The sequence below is a fragment of the Dongia sp. genome (assembly GCF_041918875.1).
Taxonomy (GTDB): domain Bacteria; phylum Pseudomonadota; class Alphaproteobacteria; order Dongiales; family Dongiaceae; genus Dongia.
The window spans coordinates 55,498-72,658 of record NZ_JAYRUV010000015.1; the positions used below are offsets into that span (position 1 = coordinate 55,498).

At 62.8% G+C, this 17,161-nt stretch carries 12 protein-coding genes and 1 riboswitch; of the genes, 7 read left to right on the forward strand and 5 right to left on the reverse strand.

Translation table 11 applies throughout. From position 1 onward, the window contains the following. The first annotated feature begins 119 nt into the window (after positions 1–119). Positions 120–812, forward strand: coding sequence for a TIGR02281 family clan AA aspartic protease (locus ACE3TY_RS16035; protein ID WP_374654750.1), 693 nt, complete (start codon positions 120–122; stop codon positions 810–812). On the opposite strand, the gene bluB is transcribed toward ACE3TY_RS16035, so the two are convergent. The 4 genes from bluB to metZ form a co-directional block, all read right to left on the reverse strand. Next, complete coding sequence (gene bluB / locus ACE3TY_RS16040) at positions 813–1,451, reverse strand: 5,6-dimethylbenzimidazole synthase (protein WP_374654752.1); 639 nt, start codon at positions 1,449–1,451, stop codon at positions 813–815. It lies immediately after the preceding gene. Continuing rightward, positions 1,448–3,445, reverse strand: a complete 1,998-nt coding sequence (locus ACE3TY_RS16045) for a methylmalonyl-CoA mutase family protein (RefSeq protein ID WP_374654754.1) — start codon at positions 3,443–3,445, stop codon at positions 1,448–1,450. The genes bluB and ACE3TY_RS16045 overlap by 4 nt, the downstream gene beginning before the upstream one ends. A 101-nt stretch (positions 3,446–3,546) precedes the next feature. Beyond that, entirely contained in the window at positions 3,547–3,954 is a 408-nt protein-coding gene (locus ACE3TY_RS16050) for a GFA family protein (protein ID WP_374654756.1), read from the reverse strand. Positions 3,955–4,082: 128 nt separating this feature from the next. Beyond that, on the reverse strand, positions 4,083–5,279 hold the full coding sequence (metZ, locus tag ACE3TY_RS16055) for an O-succinylhomoserine sulfhydrylase (protein ID WP_374654758.1): 1,197 nt from the start codon (positions 5,277–5,279) through the stop codon (positions 4,083–4,085). A 69-nt stretch (positions 5,280–5,348) separates the two neighbouring features. Beyond that, a riboswitch (SAM riboswitch) is annotated at positions 5,349–5,423 on the reverse strand. A 139-nt stretch (positions 5,424–5,562) separates the two neighbouring features. Here metZ and ACE3TY_RS16060 point away from each other — a divergent pair. After that, on the forward strand, positions 5,563–6,720 hold the full coding sequence (locus ACE3TY_RS16060) for a YjgN family protein (protein ID WP_374654760.1): 1,158 nt from the start codon (positions 5,563–5,565) through the stop codon (positions 6,718–6,720). Between the two features lie 132 nt (positions 6,721–6,852). Further along, entirely contained in the window at positions 6,853–7,932 is a 1,080-nt protein-coding gene (locus ACE3TY_RS16065; protein ID WP_374654762.1) for a M48 family metallopeptidase, read from the forward strand. A 4-nt stretch (positions 7,933–7,936) separates the two neighbouring features. Here ACE3TY_RS16065 and ACE3TY_RS16070 read toward each other — a convergent pair whose 3' ends face one another. Further along, positions 7,937–9,505 carry a trimethylamine methyltransferase family protein gene (locus ACE3TY_RS16070; protein ID WP_374654764.1) on the reverse strand — a complete coding sequence of 523 codons (1,569 nt, stop codon included), beginning with the start codon at positions 9,503–9,505 and terminating at the stop codon, positions 7,937–7,939. A gap of 394 nt (positions 9,506–9,899) precedes the next feature. On the opposite strand from ACE3TY_RS16070, the gene ccrA reads away from it, so the two are divergent. The 4 genes from ccrA to ACE3TY_RS16090 all read left to right on the forward strand — a co-directional run bounded on the left by ccrA (position 9,900) and on the right by ACE3TY_RS16090 (position 17,134). Beyond that, positions 9,900–11,222 (forward strand): crotonyl-CoA carboxylase/reductase, encoded by a 1,323-nt coding sequence (gene ccrA / locus ACE3TY_RS16075; protein ID WP_374654766.1) that lies wholly within the window; start codon positions 9,900–9,902, stop codon positions 11,220–11,222. Next, positions 11,222–12,889: an acyl-CoA dehydrogenase family protein gene (locus ACE3TY_RS16080; protein WP_374654768.1), complete on the forward strand. Its 1,668-nt coding sequence runs from the start codon at positions 11,222–11,224 to the stop codon at positions 12,887–12,889. The genes ccrA and ACE3TY_RS16080 overlap by 1 nt, the downstream gene beginning before the upstream one ends. A gap of 84 nt (positions 12,890–12,973) precedes the next feature. Continuing rightward, entirely contained in the window at positions 12,974–15,007 is a 2,034-nt protein-coding gene (locus tag ACE3TY_RS16085; protein WP_374654770.1) for an FAD-dependent oxidoreductase, read from the forward strand. A gap of 174 nt (positions 15,008–15,181) precedes the next feature. Further along, positions 15,182–17,134: a hypothetical protein gene (locus ACE3TY_RS16090; protein ID WP_374654772.1), complete on the forward strand. Its 1,953-nt coding sequence runs from the start codon at positions 15,182–15,184 to the stop codon at positions 17,132–17,134. Positions 17,135–17,161 lie beyond the last annotated feature (27 nt).

Here is a 17,161-nt window from a genome sequence, read left to right on the forward strand (position 1 = left end):
CGTGGCGGCCTTGAACGGGACGGCAGCCAAGAATTAGGAGTGGACAAGGCAATCCGTTTTGGATCAAATAGCGAACAATTGCGCCTATAAAGAGCATTTACTGAAGGATTGAAACGGCGATGGAGCGTAACAGCTGGCCCATTTGGGCGTTGATCGTCCTTGGTGGCGTGGTCGCCTTGGCGCTCATCGGCAACAGTCTTTCCAGCCTCGACGAGGTCGATGGCACCCGGCAGTTGATCTATCTCCTCATGCTGCTCTGCCTGATGGGCGGCGGCGTTCTCTATCGCTTCAAGACCGAAACGCGCACCGCCCTCTCCCAACTTGCCATCTGGGTGGTATTGCTGGCCGGGCTTACCCTTGCCTATTCATACAAGGACGATTTTGCCACCATCGGCCAGCGCTTTGCCGGGTCGCTCGGTCCGCGCGCTGGCGTTACCACCGGCGAGCATAGTGTCAGTTTCACCCGCGCCAGTTCGGGTCACTATGAGGTGACGGCCCGTCTGGATGGCGTGCCGACCAGCTTCTATGTCGATACCGGGGCAACCGCCATCGTGCTGACACCGCAGGCGGCGGAGCGCCTGGGCTACAACCTCGACAAGCTCGCCTACAATATGATGACCGAGACCGCCAACGGTTATGGCCGCTCGGCACCGATTCGCATTGACGAACTGGTGATGGGCCCGATTGTCATGCACGATGTACGCGCCCATGTGAACATGGCGGAAATGTCCCACTCGCTGCTCGGCATGGAGTTCCTCTCGCACCTCAAATCATTGCATATCGAGGGCGATACGCTCACCTTCGAGCAGTGATCAACGCTGCAATACCTGGCGGCAGGCACTTTCGCGCGCCTGCCAGCCTCTGCGCTGCAGTTCCGGCTCCACATGATCCTCGGCGGGGTAGCCAAGGCAAAGATAGGCGACGAAGGACCATCCTTTGGGCACATCGAGCGTTTCCGTGGCCGCGGCCGGATCGATGATGGAGACCCAGCCCAGCCCCAGCCCATGGGCGCGCGCCGCCAGCCATAAGGTATGGATGGCGAGCACGGTCGAATAGCGCAGGGTTTCCGGCATGGTCAGGCGGCCGAGGCCCGCCCCTTGCGGCGTCGTCTCGTCGCAGAAAATGGCAAGATGGCGCGGCGCTTCGCGAAGTCCGGCGAGCTTCAGGCGCGCATAGAGTTCGGCGCGTTCGCCCTCATAATTCGAGAGCGCCGCTTCGTTGGCCCCCTGGAAATTGGCGACGATGGCGGCACGCCGCTCCGGCGCATCGACACTGACGAAGCGCCAGGGCTGGGCGTTGCCGACCGACGGCGAGAGCGACGTCAGGTCCAGGAGATGCTCGACCAGTTCCGCCGGCACGGGATCGGTCCGGAAGTGCCGCACATCGCGGCGCCAGGCCAGAAGCTCCTCGAATTCCTGCCGGAATGCGTCGCCGAATATCCGTTGATTCATGCCGCCTGCGAGTGCTGGTCCACCAGGGTGACGATCCCCGCCATGATGGCGTTGAGATCGTAATCCTTGGGCGTATAGACCCGCGCCACGCCGAATTCCAGCAGCCTTTTCGCGTCGTCGGGCGGAATGATGCCGCCGACCACCACCGGCACGTCGGCCATGCCCGCCGCGCGCATGCGGCTCATCACCTCGCCCACCAGGGCGATATGCGAGCCGGAGAGGATCGAGAGGCCCACCACATGCACGCTTTCCTCCAGCGCCGCATTGACGATCTGCGCCGGCGTCAGGCGAATACCTTCATAGACTACCTCCATGCCGGCATCCCGCGCCCTGACCGCGATCTGCTCGGCGCCGTTGGAATGACCGTCGAGGCCGGGCTTCCCAACCAGGATCTTGATGCGCCGCCCCAACCGCTTCGAGGCGGCATCCACCTGATTGCGCACAGTCTCGATGGCGACGCTACCCTGTTCGATGCTGGCCCGGGCGACACCCGTTGGCGCACGGAACTCGCCGAAGACGCGGCGCAGCGTTTCGCCCCATTCGCCAGTGGTAACGCCCGCATGGGCGCAGGCGATCGAGGCATCCATGACATTGCGCCCGGCGCGGGCATCGGCTTCCAGTGTCGCCAGCGCCTTCGCCGCCACCGCACTGTCACGCGATGCACGCCAGGCCTTGAGGGCCGCGACCTGCTCGGTTTCCGCCTTGTCGTCGATGGCGAGGAACCCGCCATCGCCGGCGCTGAGCAAAGGCGACGGGGCGCTTTCGGTATATCTGTTAACGCCGACCACGGTCTGCGCGCCGCTTTCGATCGCAGCCAGGCGGCGTGCATTCGATTCCACCAGGCGCTGCTTCATATAACTTGATTCAACCGCCGCCACCGCGCCGCCCATCGCATCGATGCGCGCCAGTTCCTCGCGCGCTTCGGCTTTGAGCGCTTCGACCTTCTGCGTGATCTCGACCGAGCCGTCGAAGATGTCGCCGAATTCGAGGAGGTCCGTCTCATAGGCCACGATCTGCTGCAGCCGCAGCGACCATTGCTGGTCCCAGGGCCGCGGCAGGCCCAGTGCCTCGTTCCAGGCCGGCAGCTGCACGGCGCGGGCGCGCGCATTCTTCGACAAGGTCACGGCCAGCATCTCGAGCAGGATGCGATAGACATTGTTCTCCGGCTGCTGCTCGGTGAGGCCCAGGCTGTTCACCTGCACACCGTAGCGGAAGCGGCGCAGCTTCGCGTCCTCGACGCCGTAGCGTTCGCGGCAGATCTCGTCCCAGAGCTCGGTGAAGGCGCGCATCTTGCAGATCTCGGTGATGAACCGGAGCCCCGCATTGACGAAGAAGCTGATGCGCCCCACCACTTGCGGAAAATCCTCCGCCGGCACCTGGCCGCTCGCTTTTACATGATCGAGGACGGCCACCGCCGTCGCCAGCGCATAAGCGAGCTCCTGCACCGGCGTCGCCCCCGCTTCCTGCAGGTGATAGGAGCAGACATTGGTCGGGTTCCATTTCGGTACCTCGCGATAAGTGAAACTGATCACGTCGGTGATCAGTTTCAGCGACGGTTCCGGCGGGAAGATATAGGTGCCGCGCGAGAGATATTCCTTGATGATGTCGTTCTGCACCGTGCCCTGCAGTGCCGAGCGGGCCGCGCCTTGGCGTTCGGCGGCGGCGATATAGAGCGCCAGCAGCCACGGCGCCGTCGCGTTGATGGTCATGGAGGTGTTCATCTCAGCGAGCGGCAGGCCGTCGAATAAAGCCATCATGTCGCCGAGATGGCTGATGGGCACCCCCACCTTGCCCACTTCGCCTCTGGCCAGCGCATGGTCTGAATCGTAGCCGGTCTGCGTGGGCAGGTCGAAGGCGACGCTGAGGCCCGTCTGCCCGCGCTGCAGATTGGTGCGATAGAGCTCGTTCGACGCCTTGGCCGAGCTATGGCCGGAATAGGTCCGGAACAGCCAGGGCTGCTCCTTCTTCGACTGAGTTTTCGGCGCCGCACTCATGGTCACTCCCACCCGAACTTGTTTTTGTGCGACGCAATATAGAGGGGAATTGCCGCAGGGCGCAAGATCAGGCCGAATGCGGCCACAGATTTATAATATTATTAGCCATCATAAGGTGCATCTTCATCCCAGCGCGGCAATCGATCGTCGATTTTGAGCCAAGGCATCTGGTCGGCCGTCCAACCATGCCCCCGCGGCACCAGGCTTGAGGCATCGTCCACCGTCCCCAGCATGATGCCGATCGTTTCACCGCCGCTCATATAAACCGGCGATCCGCATTCACCGCAGAAATGCCGCTTGTAGAGGGGCGAGGATTGGAATGCCTTCGCCTCTCCCGCGACAATCTCGAACTGCGCCGGCCTCACCTGCGCCCAGGCCGTGACCGGCGCCCCGCTCCAGCGTTGGCACGTCTTGCAATGGCAGTAATCGACCACGGCCGAGGCAGGATCGAAGCGATAGCGCAAGGCCCCGCAGGCGCAATGGCCGGTGAGGGATGTCGAGCTTGTCATTGCATCTCCGTCCGATCCCCTCTCCCTTCAGGGGGAGGGTTAGGGTGGGGCATGGGCGATGAATCTGCGAGAGTGGAGACTGACCCCACCCCCACCCCGGCCCTCCCCCTGAAGGGAGAGGGAGACGTTCAAACCGCCTTCAGCGCACCCAGCAGATCATCGGTCAGATCCGCCGCGTCCTCAAGCCCCACTGACAGGCGGATGAGCCCGTCGCCGATGCCTTGCTTGGCTTTCTGTTCGGCCGTCAGGCGCTGATGCGTCGTCGTCGCGGGATGCGTGGCGAGCGATTTGGAATCGCCCAGATTGTTGGAGATCAGCACCAGTTCCAGCGCGTTGAGGAATCTGAACGCCGCCGCCTTGCCGCCGGCCAGGGACAGCGACAGCATGGTGCCGCCGCCACTCATCTGCCGCCGCGCCAGTTCCACCTGCGGGAAGCCGTCCAGCGTCGGGTAGTTCACTTCCGACAGCTTGGCATGGCCCTTGAGCGCCTGCGCGATCTTGAGCGACGTGTCGCATTGCTTCGCGACGCGCAAATCCAGCGTCTCCAGCCCCTTGAGGAGGATCCACGCATTCATCGGGCTGAGGCTCGGCCCCGTGTGGCGGATGAAGGGTTGCAGCGTCTCGTTGATATACTTCTCGGTCCCCAGGATCACACCGCCCAGGCACCGCCCCTGCCCGTCAATATGCTTGGTGGCGGAATAGACGACGACGTCGGCACCAAGTCGCAGCGGCTGCTGCAGCAAGGGCGTGGCGAACACATTGTCCACCACCACCGTGGCGCCGGCCTTGTGCGCAAGATCGCAGACGGCTTTGAGATCGACCAGCCGCAGGCCCGGATTGCTGGGGCTTTCCAGGAACACCGCCTTGGTCGGCTTGGCCAGTGCCGCCTGCCATTGGTTGAGATCGCGCCCGTCGACGAAGACCGTCTCGACGCCCCATTTCGGCAGGATCTCGGCCAGGATGAACTGGCACGACCCGAACAGGGCATCGGAGGCGACAATCCGGTCGCCGGATTTCACCAGGCTGGCCAGGGCCGCGAACACCGCCGCCATGCCGGAAGATGTGGCGCGCGCGGCCTCGGCGCCCTCAAGCGCCGCCATGCGGCTCTCGAACATCGAAACCGTGGGATTGCCGAAGCGCGAATAGACGAAGCGCGGCTGGCTGTTGTCGAAGGCGGATTCGGCCTCTTCGGCCGAGGAATAGACATAGCCGGACGACATGTAGATCGTCTCCGACGTTTCCTTGAACTGGCTGCGGAGTTGCCCCGCATGCACCAGCTTCGTTGCCGCCTTCCAATTCGCTTTGATATCGCGCTTTACCGTCATGATCGCCTCGCATAGCCCGGAATCCGGGCACAAAAAAACCCCGACCGATTAAGGCCGAGGTTGCGCGAAAGATCGCCTTCCTGGACCTTTTAGCGTTTGATTTTACGTGGCCGCAATCCGGCACAAATCACCACGGACCCCGGAAACCGGGTATCGGCGCCTGTTAAGCCATGATTGCCCCCGGCCTGTCAAGCGCTTGGGTCACATAAGAGCGTCTTGTTCAAGCATAGCGCCTCCACTATCAATAAGCGTGGCAAATGACAGCGATTGATGGGGGAAATCAATGAGCGAGATCAGTCCGGATCACAGCGGCGCCGTGGCGCAAGGCGGCTTCGGCAGCCGAGCCGGCGCGCCCACCCGCGCCCATTTCGTCTATGACGGGCGCCTCGGCGAACTCTACTGGATCTTCATCAAGAACACCCTGCTGATGCTGGTCACCTTCAGCATCTGGCGGTTCTGGGGCAAGACGCGCATCCGCCGTTACCTGTGGTCGCACACCAGCCTTGCCGGCGACCGCTTCGAATATACCGGCACGGGTGGCGAGCTTTTCGTCGGCTTCATCATCGTCATGATCGCCTATGTCCTAGGCTCGATCGGCATCCAGGCACTCGGCATAGCCTTGGAGCCGGACTCACCCATTCTCCTGGTGCTGCAGCTGGGTGTCTCCTTCCTCATTCTCTATCTGGTGTTTGTCGCGCAGTATGCGGCCCAGCGCTATCGCCTGACCCGCACGCTATGGCGCGGCATCAATGGCGGCATGACCGGCTCGGCCTGGAAATGGGGAATGAAGGGGATGTGGTTCTCCATCCTCTCCCTCCTGTCGCTCACCCTCGCCTGGCCCTGGGCGCAGATGCGCTTGCTGAGCGACCGCGTCAATCATTCTTATTTCGGCGACGCGAAGGCCAGCGCGACATTGAAATCCGCAAATGTGTATAAAGCTTACTTTGTGTCGCTCGCGGTATTTCTCGTTACCTTTCTTTTCGTGGGGGGCTTTGCCAGTTTAGTCTATGGTTTAATGAACCTAGGCGGCATCGCGAGTGGACAAATGCAGGGTCCGGCTTCCAACTCGGAGATGGTCGCCGCCTCCCTACCCATACTGGTGATCTTGATCGCCTACGTCTTTATTGCGCCCATAGCCTATAGTTTCTACGTGGTCGCAGTGGCTCGGGAAGTAGCTTCAACGCTGGAGCTGGGCGGTCTTCGCTTCGCAACGCCGATCACCACGGGCCGCTTGGTCAGCCGCTACTTCTGGAACATCGTCATCATCGTGTTCACGTTCGGCCTGGGCTTGCCGATCGCGATTCACCGCACCATGTTGTTCCTCAGTCGCAATATCGAGATCATCGGCGAAATCGACGGTTCAGCCATCACCCGCGCCGAACTGCCGCGGCCCAAATTCGGCGAAGGCCTGCTGGAGGCGTTCGATCCTGGGATATTGTGAGTGGTATTCCTTTTCCTGTCATGGCCCGCGCAGGCGGGCCATCCACGAGTTTGTGTGCGGCTAATGAAAGAACTCGTGGATGCCCCGGCCAAGCCGGGACATGACAGCGTAGTATAACGAACGAGGACCATCTTGCCCGACGACCGCTTTTACGACGGCCACACCGCCACCGCGCATCGCATCGCCATTACGTTGATGGGCTCAACCATCATCATCGGCTCGGCCGAGAACCCGAACCTCGCCCGCTGGCCGGCCGGCGACATGCGCGTCATCGATGCCAACAAGGTGACCGGTGCCATCAATTTCGGCCGCCTCAGCGATCCGGCGCCGCGCCTCGTCCTGCATGAATCGCCCTCCCGGCAAGACCTGCTCGACACCTATCCGCACCTCAAGCATTGGAAGGCGCGCGCGATGAAGCGCGGCTGGTCGGTGGGCCTCGCCTGGACGCTGGCTGGCATCCTCATCGCCACCGGCTGCTATTTCGCCTGGCGCGATGGCAGCGCCTATCTCGCCCGCTTTGTCCCGAAGACCTGGGAACAGCGCCTGGGCGCCCATATCTACAAGGCGATTACCAAGAACCTCACCGTCTGCGAAGGTACGGCAGGCAAGGCCGCCATGCGCAAGCTGGTCGATCGCCTGGCACCGCCGCAGCTCCTGAAGGACACCGCCAAGAAGCAGGACGGCATCACCATCGATGTAGTCGACCTCAAACTGCCCAATGCCTTCGCCCTGCCCGGCGATCATGTCATGGTGACCAGCGGCCTCATCGAGCTTGCCGGCTCGCCCGACATGGTTTCCGGCGTCGTGGCGCATGAAATCGCCCATCTCGACCTGCGCCATCCGACGCAAAGCGCCATCAGCAATCTGGGCATAAGCGCCACGGTGAGTATCATCCTGGGCGGCTCCGGCGTCGGCGACGTGGCGACCCTCCTCACCGTGATGTCCTATTCCAGGAAGATGGAGCAGGAAGCCGATTATCGCGGGCTGGAACTCCTCAAGAATGCGAACCTCCGCGCCGATGGCATGGCGGAGTTCTTCAAGGTGATGAAGGACAAGTTCGAAAAGGACGGCGACAGCATCATCCCCGATTGGCTGGCGAGCCACCCCGGCCTCACTGAACGCGCCGAATACACCAAGGCCGACAGCACCGGCACCACCGCCATGACCGACGCCGAATGGCAAAGCGTCAAGGGTATCTGCAAGGTGAAGTAGACGGCTACCGCCTCGTCATGGTCCGCGAAGGCGGGCCATCCACGAACTCACCAATTAATGACTCTAACACGGGCTGTTCGGATGACAGCCGATCCAATCCGAAACGCTCCAGCCTTGCTGCGACCGCTGCGGGCAAGGGCGGCACCTGGTGCGTGTTCATGATGGTCTTGAGATCGGCATCGATCCGCTCGAACAACTCCTCATCCGCCCGGTCGCTGTTGCTCAACGGAATGTTGGGGCCGAAATAGCGCGAATTCCAGACCTGCGACCGGCAATGCCGCGCGGTATGGATCTGGCCCAGGAAATTGCCGCGCGGACCCACGTCGCGGGCGATATCGAGCGCCAGTTGTTCGTCATCGACCGCAATCCCCTGCCACATTTTTCGCAGCAGCATGGCAAGATCGTTGGAGAGCAGCAGCGCCTGCAGCGAATAGGTGAGGCCCTGGTCGAGCGAACCCAGATAGTGGCAGGTGGCCGGGCGGCTGAAGAAGGCCTGCATCAGGCTCGATGAAATTTCCCACACCGCATCCTGGTTGAAACGCCGCGCCACCGACGAGCCGGCGATGCTGGTGAGCGACGGCAGGCAGAGATGCCGGCGGATTTGCGCCGCCGCCAGATCGCCGAGCGATGCCTGCGCGAAACTGCCGATCGCCCCCGTGGCCGGTTCCATGAAATTGACGTCGGAACTGCCGATACAGAACGCTCCCGGCCGCACGGCCTGCGCCAGCACCATGCCGGCGAAATCCGTCGCCAGGCAATGGACGAGGCATCCGGCCAGCGTGATCGGCGATGATGCGCCGCCGATGGCGACCGTGCCGGTCGAAACGGGCACGCCGGTTCGCGCCGCCAGGATGATCTGCTCGATATGGCTGGCGGCGTAGCTCAGCGGCAGGGGTGTCACGATCTGCAGGAAATAGGGCTTCGCGCGCAATGCCTCCGCACCGCCGCGGACAATGCGCGCCATCTCGATCGCCGTGGCCAATGAGGACGCATTCTCGCACAGATAGAATAGCGGCTTCTCCGTGTTCTCCACGAGGCACAGGAACTCGTCGACCTCCCCCGCCGCATCGGACCGCGCGACGTTCTTGCAGGCGACGCAGACGCCGTCGATATGGCTCAGCGCGTCGGCCACCCGCGCGATCGTCGCCAGATCCGCCCGCATGCTCTCGCGCGGGGCACCCGTCACCGGGTCGAAGACCTTGATGCAAGTCATGCCGGGAATGAACCAGCTATGTTCGCAATCGATATCGATCGCCGCGGCGCCGGACCGGTTCCACAATGCGACGCTGCGCGCCGTGGTCGCCAGGGCGCGGCGCGTCACCTCCACCGGAATGCGCACGATGCCGTCGCCGCTCACCTCGCAGCCGGCCCGTCGCAGCAATGCATCCGCTTCCGTCCCCGGCTCGAAACAGGCGCCGCTGTCCGCCAGCAGATGCAGCGCCGCCTCCAATATCCGGGCGACGCCGTCCTGGTCCAGGGGGCTGTAAGGAATGCTGGCCGCCGAATGCAGGCCGGACATCTTGGCCGGCGCCATGTCGCCACCGTTGAATCCACGCGCCAATTTCCGCCGCATGCGTTTCCCCCATTTCTGATATTGAATGAATGTTCAATCAAAATCATGCCAAAGGAAAGGGGAAATTCGGGCTGGCGACGATTCGGCGCGGCCTGTAGGCTTCCTTGCGGGGTGCCGATGCGCGCCCTTCGCGAAATGAACCCGACCCGAAGATCCGGGTTTTCCAATGGCTTTCGTTTAGCGTCGCGCCGATGAGATTAGTAATATAATTTCATGATCTTTCAGTGGATTGGCCATTTATTTGCCGCCGGAACATGATTAACGTATTTTTGTAACACGCCCTACTTGACGATGCTGCAAGCGCGAAGGCAGGATATTGTTCATGCTGCAACGGCTAAGTCACCCGCGAAGAGGTGGCCGCCGCAGCGCCAGCCAAGGATGGGAAGACGACATCATGAGTGAGACGGCCAAGATCGTAGCGATCGAAAGCAAACCCGGCGATGCCAAGGCGCCCCCCCCGAAGGCGGCGCCCGTCACCGGGAAGAACATCTACGAAATCGGCGAAATTCCGCCCCTGGGGTATCTGCCGCCGCAGATGTATGCCTGGGCCATCCGCCGCGACCGCCACGGCCCGCCCGAGACCGCGATGCTGGTTGAAGCTGTCGCCACACCGCAACCCGACCAGGACGAAGTCATCGTCATGGTGATGGCGGCCGGCGTGAACTATAACGGCGTCTGGGCGGCGCTCGGTAAGCCCATCTCCACCTTCGACGTGCACAAGGCCGCATATCACATCGCCGGATCGGATGCCGCCGGCATCGTCTGGGCGGTGGGCTCCAAGGTGAAACGCTGGAAGGTCGGCGATGAAGTCGTCGTGCATTGCAATCAGGACGATGGCGATGACGAGGAATGCAATGGCGGCGACCCGATGTTCTCGCCTAGTCAGCGGATCTGGGGCTATGAAACGCCGGACGGATCCTTTGCCCAGTTCTGCAAGGTGCAGGGCCGCCAGCTCATGCAGCGCCCCAAGCATCTCACCTGGGAGGAAAGCGCGTGCTATACGCTGACGCTCGCCACCGCCTATCGCATGCTGTTCGGCCATCGCCCGCATATCCTGCGCCCGGGCCATAACGTTCTCATCTGGGGCGCCTCGGGCGGCCTCGGCTCCATGGCGGTGCAGCTCTGCGCCACCGCCGGCGCCAATCCGATCGGCATCATTTCGGATGAATCGAAGCGTGAATTCGTCATGTCCCTGGGTGCCAAGGGCGTCATCAACCGCAATGATTTCGATTGCTGGGGACAATTGCCCGACGTCGACGATACCGACGGCTATAACGATTACATGAAGAAGTGCCGCGCCTTCGGCAAGGCGATCTGGGACATCACCGGCAAGGGCATCGATGTCGATTTCGTCTTCGAGCATCCGGGCGAACAGACTTTCCCCGTCTCCTGCTTCGTCGTGAAGCGCGGCGGCATGGTCGTCTTCTGCGCCGGCACCACCGGCTACAATCTCACCTTCGACGCGCGCTTCGTCTGGATGCGCCAGAAGCGTATCCAAGGCAGCCATTTCGCCAACCTGCTGCAGGCAAGCCAGGCCAATCACCTGGTCGTCGAGCGGCGCATCGACCCTTGCATGTCGGAAGTGTTCGGCTGGGACGACATCCCCGCTGCCCATACCAAAATGTGGAAGAACCAGCACAAACCCGGCAACATGGCCGTGCTGATTCAGGCCAAGCGTCCGGGTCGGCGCACCCTCGAAGACTGCGTGGAGGAGTAATGTCCGCCATCTTGCGCGAGGAAGGAGCGGCGGCTTCGCCGCTCCTCTCAGATCTGCTTGTCCGTGCCCGGAAGAGTCTCACAGCCGCGCAAGCCATTCTCGACGATGTGCGGGGCCGCCTGATCGGCCGAGTTACCGCCGGCGGCCGCGTCGATGCCAAGGCGCTCGATGCGCAGCAATTCGTCGCCCACGGGCTTTCCTGGCTGGCCACCTATGTGACGGGCCTCGAACAGATGCTGGGCTGGGCCGGGCGCCTGGATGGCAGCGGCCGCTTCGGCGAACGCGAACAGCTCATCCTGCAGATCGCCTTTGGCGAATATCTCTCGCAGATCAAAGGCGGCTGGCCGATGGCCCAAGGCGAAATCGTGCGCCTTGGCGATTACGGCCTCGATGCCAGTGCCGCGAAATTCGATGAGGCCCTGCAGAATGACGGCAACAGTTCCGCCGCGCGATCACGCCTTGCCGATCTCATCGTCGAAGGCGAGTTCGGCGAAGCGGCGCTCGACGACGAAGCGCTCGCCATCGTCCGCGACCAGTTCCATGCCTTTGCCGCCGACCATGTCGAAGCGGCGCATCAATGGCATTTGAAGGACGAACTCATTCCGCTCGATGTCATCGGTGAGCTTGCAGAGATGGGCGTCTTCGGCCTCACCGTGCCGGAGGAATTCGGCGGTTCCGGCATGGGCAAGCTCGCCATGTGCGTGGTGACCGAGGAACTCTCGCGCGGCTATATCGGGCTGGGCTCGCTGGGCACACGCTCGGAAATCGCCGCCGAACTCATCCGCCTGGGCGGCACCGAAGAACAGCGGCGGCAATGGCTGCCCAGGATCGCCAGCGGCGAGATCCTGCCGACCGCCGTCTTCACCGAGCCCAATACCGGCTCGGACCTCGGATCCTTGCGCACGCGCGCGGTGAAGGACGGCGATGTCTATCGCGTCACCGGCAACAAGACCTGGATCACCCATGCGGCCCGTACCGATGTGATGACTCTGCTGGCTCGCACCGATCCCAATTCCAGCGACTATCGCGGGCTTTCCATGTTCCTCGCCGAAAAGCCGCGCGGCACGGCGAACGAACCCTTCCCGGCCAAAGGCATGAGCGGTGGCGAGATTGGCGTGCTCGGCTATCGCGGCATGAAGGAATATGAGCTGGGTTTCGATGGTTTCGAGGTCAAGGCCGCGAACCTGCTGGGCGGCGTCGAAGGCCAGGGCTTCAAGCAGCTGATGGCGACATTCGAGTCAGCGCGCATCCAGACCGCCGCACGCGCGGTCGGCGTCGCGCAGTGCGCCATGGAACTCGGCCTCAAATACGCGAAAGAGCGCGTGCAATTCGGCGCGCCGATCTACAGCTTCCCGCGCATCCACGGCAAGCTCGCCTGGATGGCGGTCGAAACCATGATCGCACGCCAGCTCACTTATTTCGCCGCGCGCGAAAAGGACAGCGAGCGGCGCTGCGATATTCCGGCCGGCATGGCGAAGCTCCTCGGCGCCCGCGTCGCCTGGTCGAACGCCGACAACGCCTTGCAGATCCATGGCGGCAACGGCTACGCCCAGGAATACAAGATCAGCCGCGTGCTATGTGACGCGCGAATCCTGAACATCTTCGAGGGCGCGGCGGAGATCCAGGCCCAGGTCGTGGCGCGTGGGTTGCTGAGCGGACGGAACTGAGTCCCCAAGGGCGATTGACATCGGCCTTGGAATTGAACGATCATTCAATTCTTGAATGCTCATTCAGTTCCAAGGCCGGTTTCCATGCCCCGTGACCCACGTTTCGATCCTCTTTTCACCCCACTCCGGATCGGTCCGGTCACTGCACCCAACCGCTTCTACCAGGTGCCCCATTGTTCGGGCATGGGACATGAGCGGCCGCACATCCTGGCTGCCATGCGCGGGGTGAAGGCGGAGGGCGGCTGGGGTGTGGTCAACACCGAATACTGCACGATCCACCCGACCTCCGACGACGCGCCCTACCCCATCCAGACTTTGTGGGACGATGACGACATCCGCCAGCATGCTCTGATGACCGAGGCTGTCCACAAACACGGATCGCTGGCCGGCGTCGAACTGTTCCTGGGCGGACAGCGCATGGCCAACATGGCCTCGCGCCTGCCGCCGATGGGCATGGCAAGCCAGCCTGTGCTGACTGGCGATCCGCTGCAGACCAGGGCGCTCGACCGGCAGGATATCGCCGACATCCGCAGATGGCATGTGGAGGCGGCAAGGCGCGCCGTCAAGGCCGGGTTCGACATCGTCTATGTCTATGCCTGCCATCATTACCTGCTGCATTCCTTCCTCACCAAGGAGAACCGGCGCGGCGACGCATATGGCGGATCGCCCCTCAACCGCGTGCGCATCGTGCGCGAACTGCTGGAAGCGGTAAAGGAGGCGGTCGGCCACGAATGCGCGGTGGCGCTGCGCTGGTCGTCGAACAGCGAGTTGCCCGAGGACCAGGACGAGTGGCTGGAGATGACCGGGAGCCTCGACGGGCTGCCGGATCTCTGGGACGTCACCGTCAACGACTACAGTCTGGAGATGGGGCCGTCGCGCTTCGTCAAGGAAGGTGCGCTGGAGTCGAACGTGGCGCGGATCCGCCAACTGGTGAGCGGCGCCATCGTCACGGTCGGGCGCTACACATCGCCGGAATCGATGCTGCGCCTCGTCAAATCCGGCACCGCCGATTTCGTCGGCGCGGCGCGGCCCTCGATCGCCGATCCCTTTCTGCCCAACAAGATCCGCGACGGGCGTTTCGACGATATCCGCGAATGCATCGGCTGCAATATCTGCTATGCGCATAATTCGCGCTCCGTCCCCATCCGCTGCACGCAGAACCCGACCATGGGCGAGGAATGGCGGAGCAACTGGCACCCCGAAATCATCACGCGCGACGCGACACGGGAACGCGTGCTGATCATCGGCGCGGGGCCGGCGGGCCTTGAGGCGGCGCGGACGCTGGGCGCGCGCGGCTACGAAGTGGCGCTCGCCGAAAGATCGCGCGAGCCCGGCGGCCGCGTGAACCTGGAATCGAAACTGCCGGGCCTTGCCGAATGGGCGCGCGTGCGCGACTGGCGGCTTGGGCAGATTTCGAAAATGCCCAATATCGAACTGTTCCTGGAAAGCGAGATGAGCGCCACCGACGTGCGCGACTTCGACGCCGCCCATGTGATCTGCGCCACGGGCAGCACGTGGCGCAAGGACGGGACGGGAAGAGCGACGCAGGCGCCGACGCTGGACCCGCGCGATCCCGCCATCATCGCTCCTGAAGACATCATGCGCGGCCATGTGCCTGCGGGTCCGGTCGCAGTCTACGACGATGACGGCTTCTACCTGGGCCCGAGCCTTGCAGACAAGCTGCGCAACGCCGGTTGCGCGGTGCATCTGGTCACCAGTGCCGGCGTGGTCGCACCCTGGGCCAGCTATACAGGCGACCAGGCCGCGATCCACGCGCATGTGCTGGCGCAGGGCATCGCCTGCCATTTCAACAAATCGCTGCTGGCCTTCTCGTCCGGCAAGCTCGACCTCGGCTGCGTCTATGGCGGCGCACTGGCGAGCCTCGCCGTGGCGGCGCTGGTTCCGGTGACATCGCGCGAGCCCAACACCACCCTGTTCGACGCCCTAAAGAATGATGCGGCCTTCAAAAGCATCACCCGCATCGGCGACGCTGAAGCGCCGGGCCTCATCGCCCATGCCATCCATGCCGGCCACCGCGCCGGCCGGCGGCTGGGGCGTCATGAAGGTATGGAACGAGCGGCGCGCGACCGGGGAATGGGATTGATGGCACCGCAATAAAAGCGAAAATCCTTATTGCCGCCTACGCCCAAAGATTGTAGTATATCGTCGAATTCCGACTGACAATTGATCCGGCATCGCTCTGCTTATTGGAGGGCTGGAATGCTATTCGACGGGCCGACATCTTCGTCGCGCACTCAGCGTGGCTTTTCCCGGACAAAGCGAGCGACCGGCTTGGCCGCAGGATTCTTCGCGGCACTTACCGGCTTGCCCAGCTTCGCTCATGCCGACGCGCCGGCCATCGAATGGTCCATCCCGCAGCCGCTGCGCCTGTTCAGGACGCAGGAGGGCGCCGACCGCTACATGGATTTGGCGCGCACGGTCATGGCGATGACGCGGCGCAAGGATTTCGACAGCTTCGTCTCGACAATCTTCAGTAAGCGCTATTTCGTTTATGGCAGCGAGTCGGCACAAACGCGCGGCGAATTGGGAAATTATCTGACCCAAACCTACTACCGGCCTGAAACCCACGACTACGACCCGACCTGGCTCCAACAGCCCACATTCGCGGTGGATCTCTATTTGACCGGTGCCGTACCGGCAGGGGCAACGTGTACCTGGCACACCCCCATCGGCACGACGCTCAAAGCAGCCGGCCAGCCGGACTCGCAACCGCCTGCCGGCAACATGCCCTGCCCGCGCGCCGCCGATGGCAGCCTGAGGCTGGACACCGCGCTGTCCAAGAACGAGATTTCGGTCGACATCCGCACCGGCAGCACAACGCAGACAATCAGCGCCATCATTGAGCCGCGCGATTACCTGATCGTGACATTGGGCGACTCATTCGGTGCCGGTGAAGGTGCACCGGACGAGCCACGCGCTGCGCGCACTCATTTCGGCGAGGCCGCGCAATGGGAATATAGTCTGAGAAACTATTTCGCCCAAAAACGCGTCTTGCCGGCACATTGGTGGGATCAGCGTTGCCATCGATCTCTCTTCTCAGGCTCGGCGTTGGCGGTTGCGGCATTGGTCGATGCCCAGCATGCGGCGAAGAGGCCGCAGCACGCCAGCTACAGCTTCATCAGCTATGCCTGTTCGGGCGCGGCCGTCTTCGACGGAATTCTCACCGGCTATATCGGGCGTGAGGTACCGAGCCAGATCAAGAAAGCCAATGACAAAGGCCCGGTCCCGCAAGCCGCGCGCCTGGATGAAAAAGTGCTGGCTACTCCGCTGCCGCCACAGGTCGAGAATCTCGCCCGCAACCTTTGCAGCGATTGGGATGCCGCGGCCCGCCGATGCCGCGGCAATTACGCGCGCCAACCGGATGCACTGATCTTGTCGACCGGAGGCAACGATATCGGCTTCGGCGGTGTCATCCGCAACATGGAGAATGACAATCGCAACGTGGAAGAAGCAATCGCCGCCGTGCGTAAGGCCGTCGACACCGCTATCGAGGTTCTGCCTTTCCTCAACGATCTCGTTGCCAACAGGGTGAAGGCGCTCGGCATCAAAGCCAAGACCTTGGTAATCATGGAATATCCCGACGTCATGTCGAGTGGGTTTTCCGCCGGCGATAAGGAGGATATCTGCTTCGACGAGCATAGCCTGCTGCGCAAGACCATTCGTTCCTTGCTGGGACAGGGACAGCGGCGATCGATACCGATGCTGGCCATGGTCAAAGGCATGGACGGCATTCGTCGGGCAGAAGCCGCATTCGCTCACGACCATGTCTTCGATGCGCTCATCAAGGCGGTGCATCGCGCAGCCAAGCAGCATGGCTGGCTGACCTTGGGAAATAGTGACGCCCATACCGTGCGCACTGGCTTTATCGGCGCTTCCCTCGGCAATGGCTATTGCGCGCGCTTGACACCTTTCACATTGAATTTCAGCGATACGAATGCCTTCCAGGGGACCATCCCTGAAGTCACGCTCACTGCCGCCGATGTCGGCGGGCTCGACCGCAAGACCGGCAGCGATGCCATGGTAAGCGACCCTGCCGTCAAGCGGCTGTTCGATGCCGCCGAGACGGCGAAGATCGAACCACGACTGGATGCGGTCTCGAAGACCAAGGCCTTCGGCGGCATCCCGTCCGGCATCTTCCATCCCAACTATCTCGGCTATCGCAACTACGCCGTCTTCATTGCAAAGCGGCTGGATACGAGCCTGGGTCTCGGTCTGGGACTGTAGGGGCGGCAGATGGGCGACCATTCCACG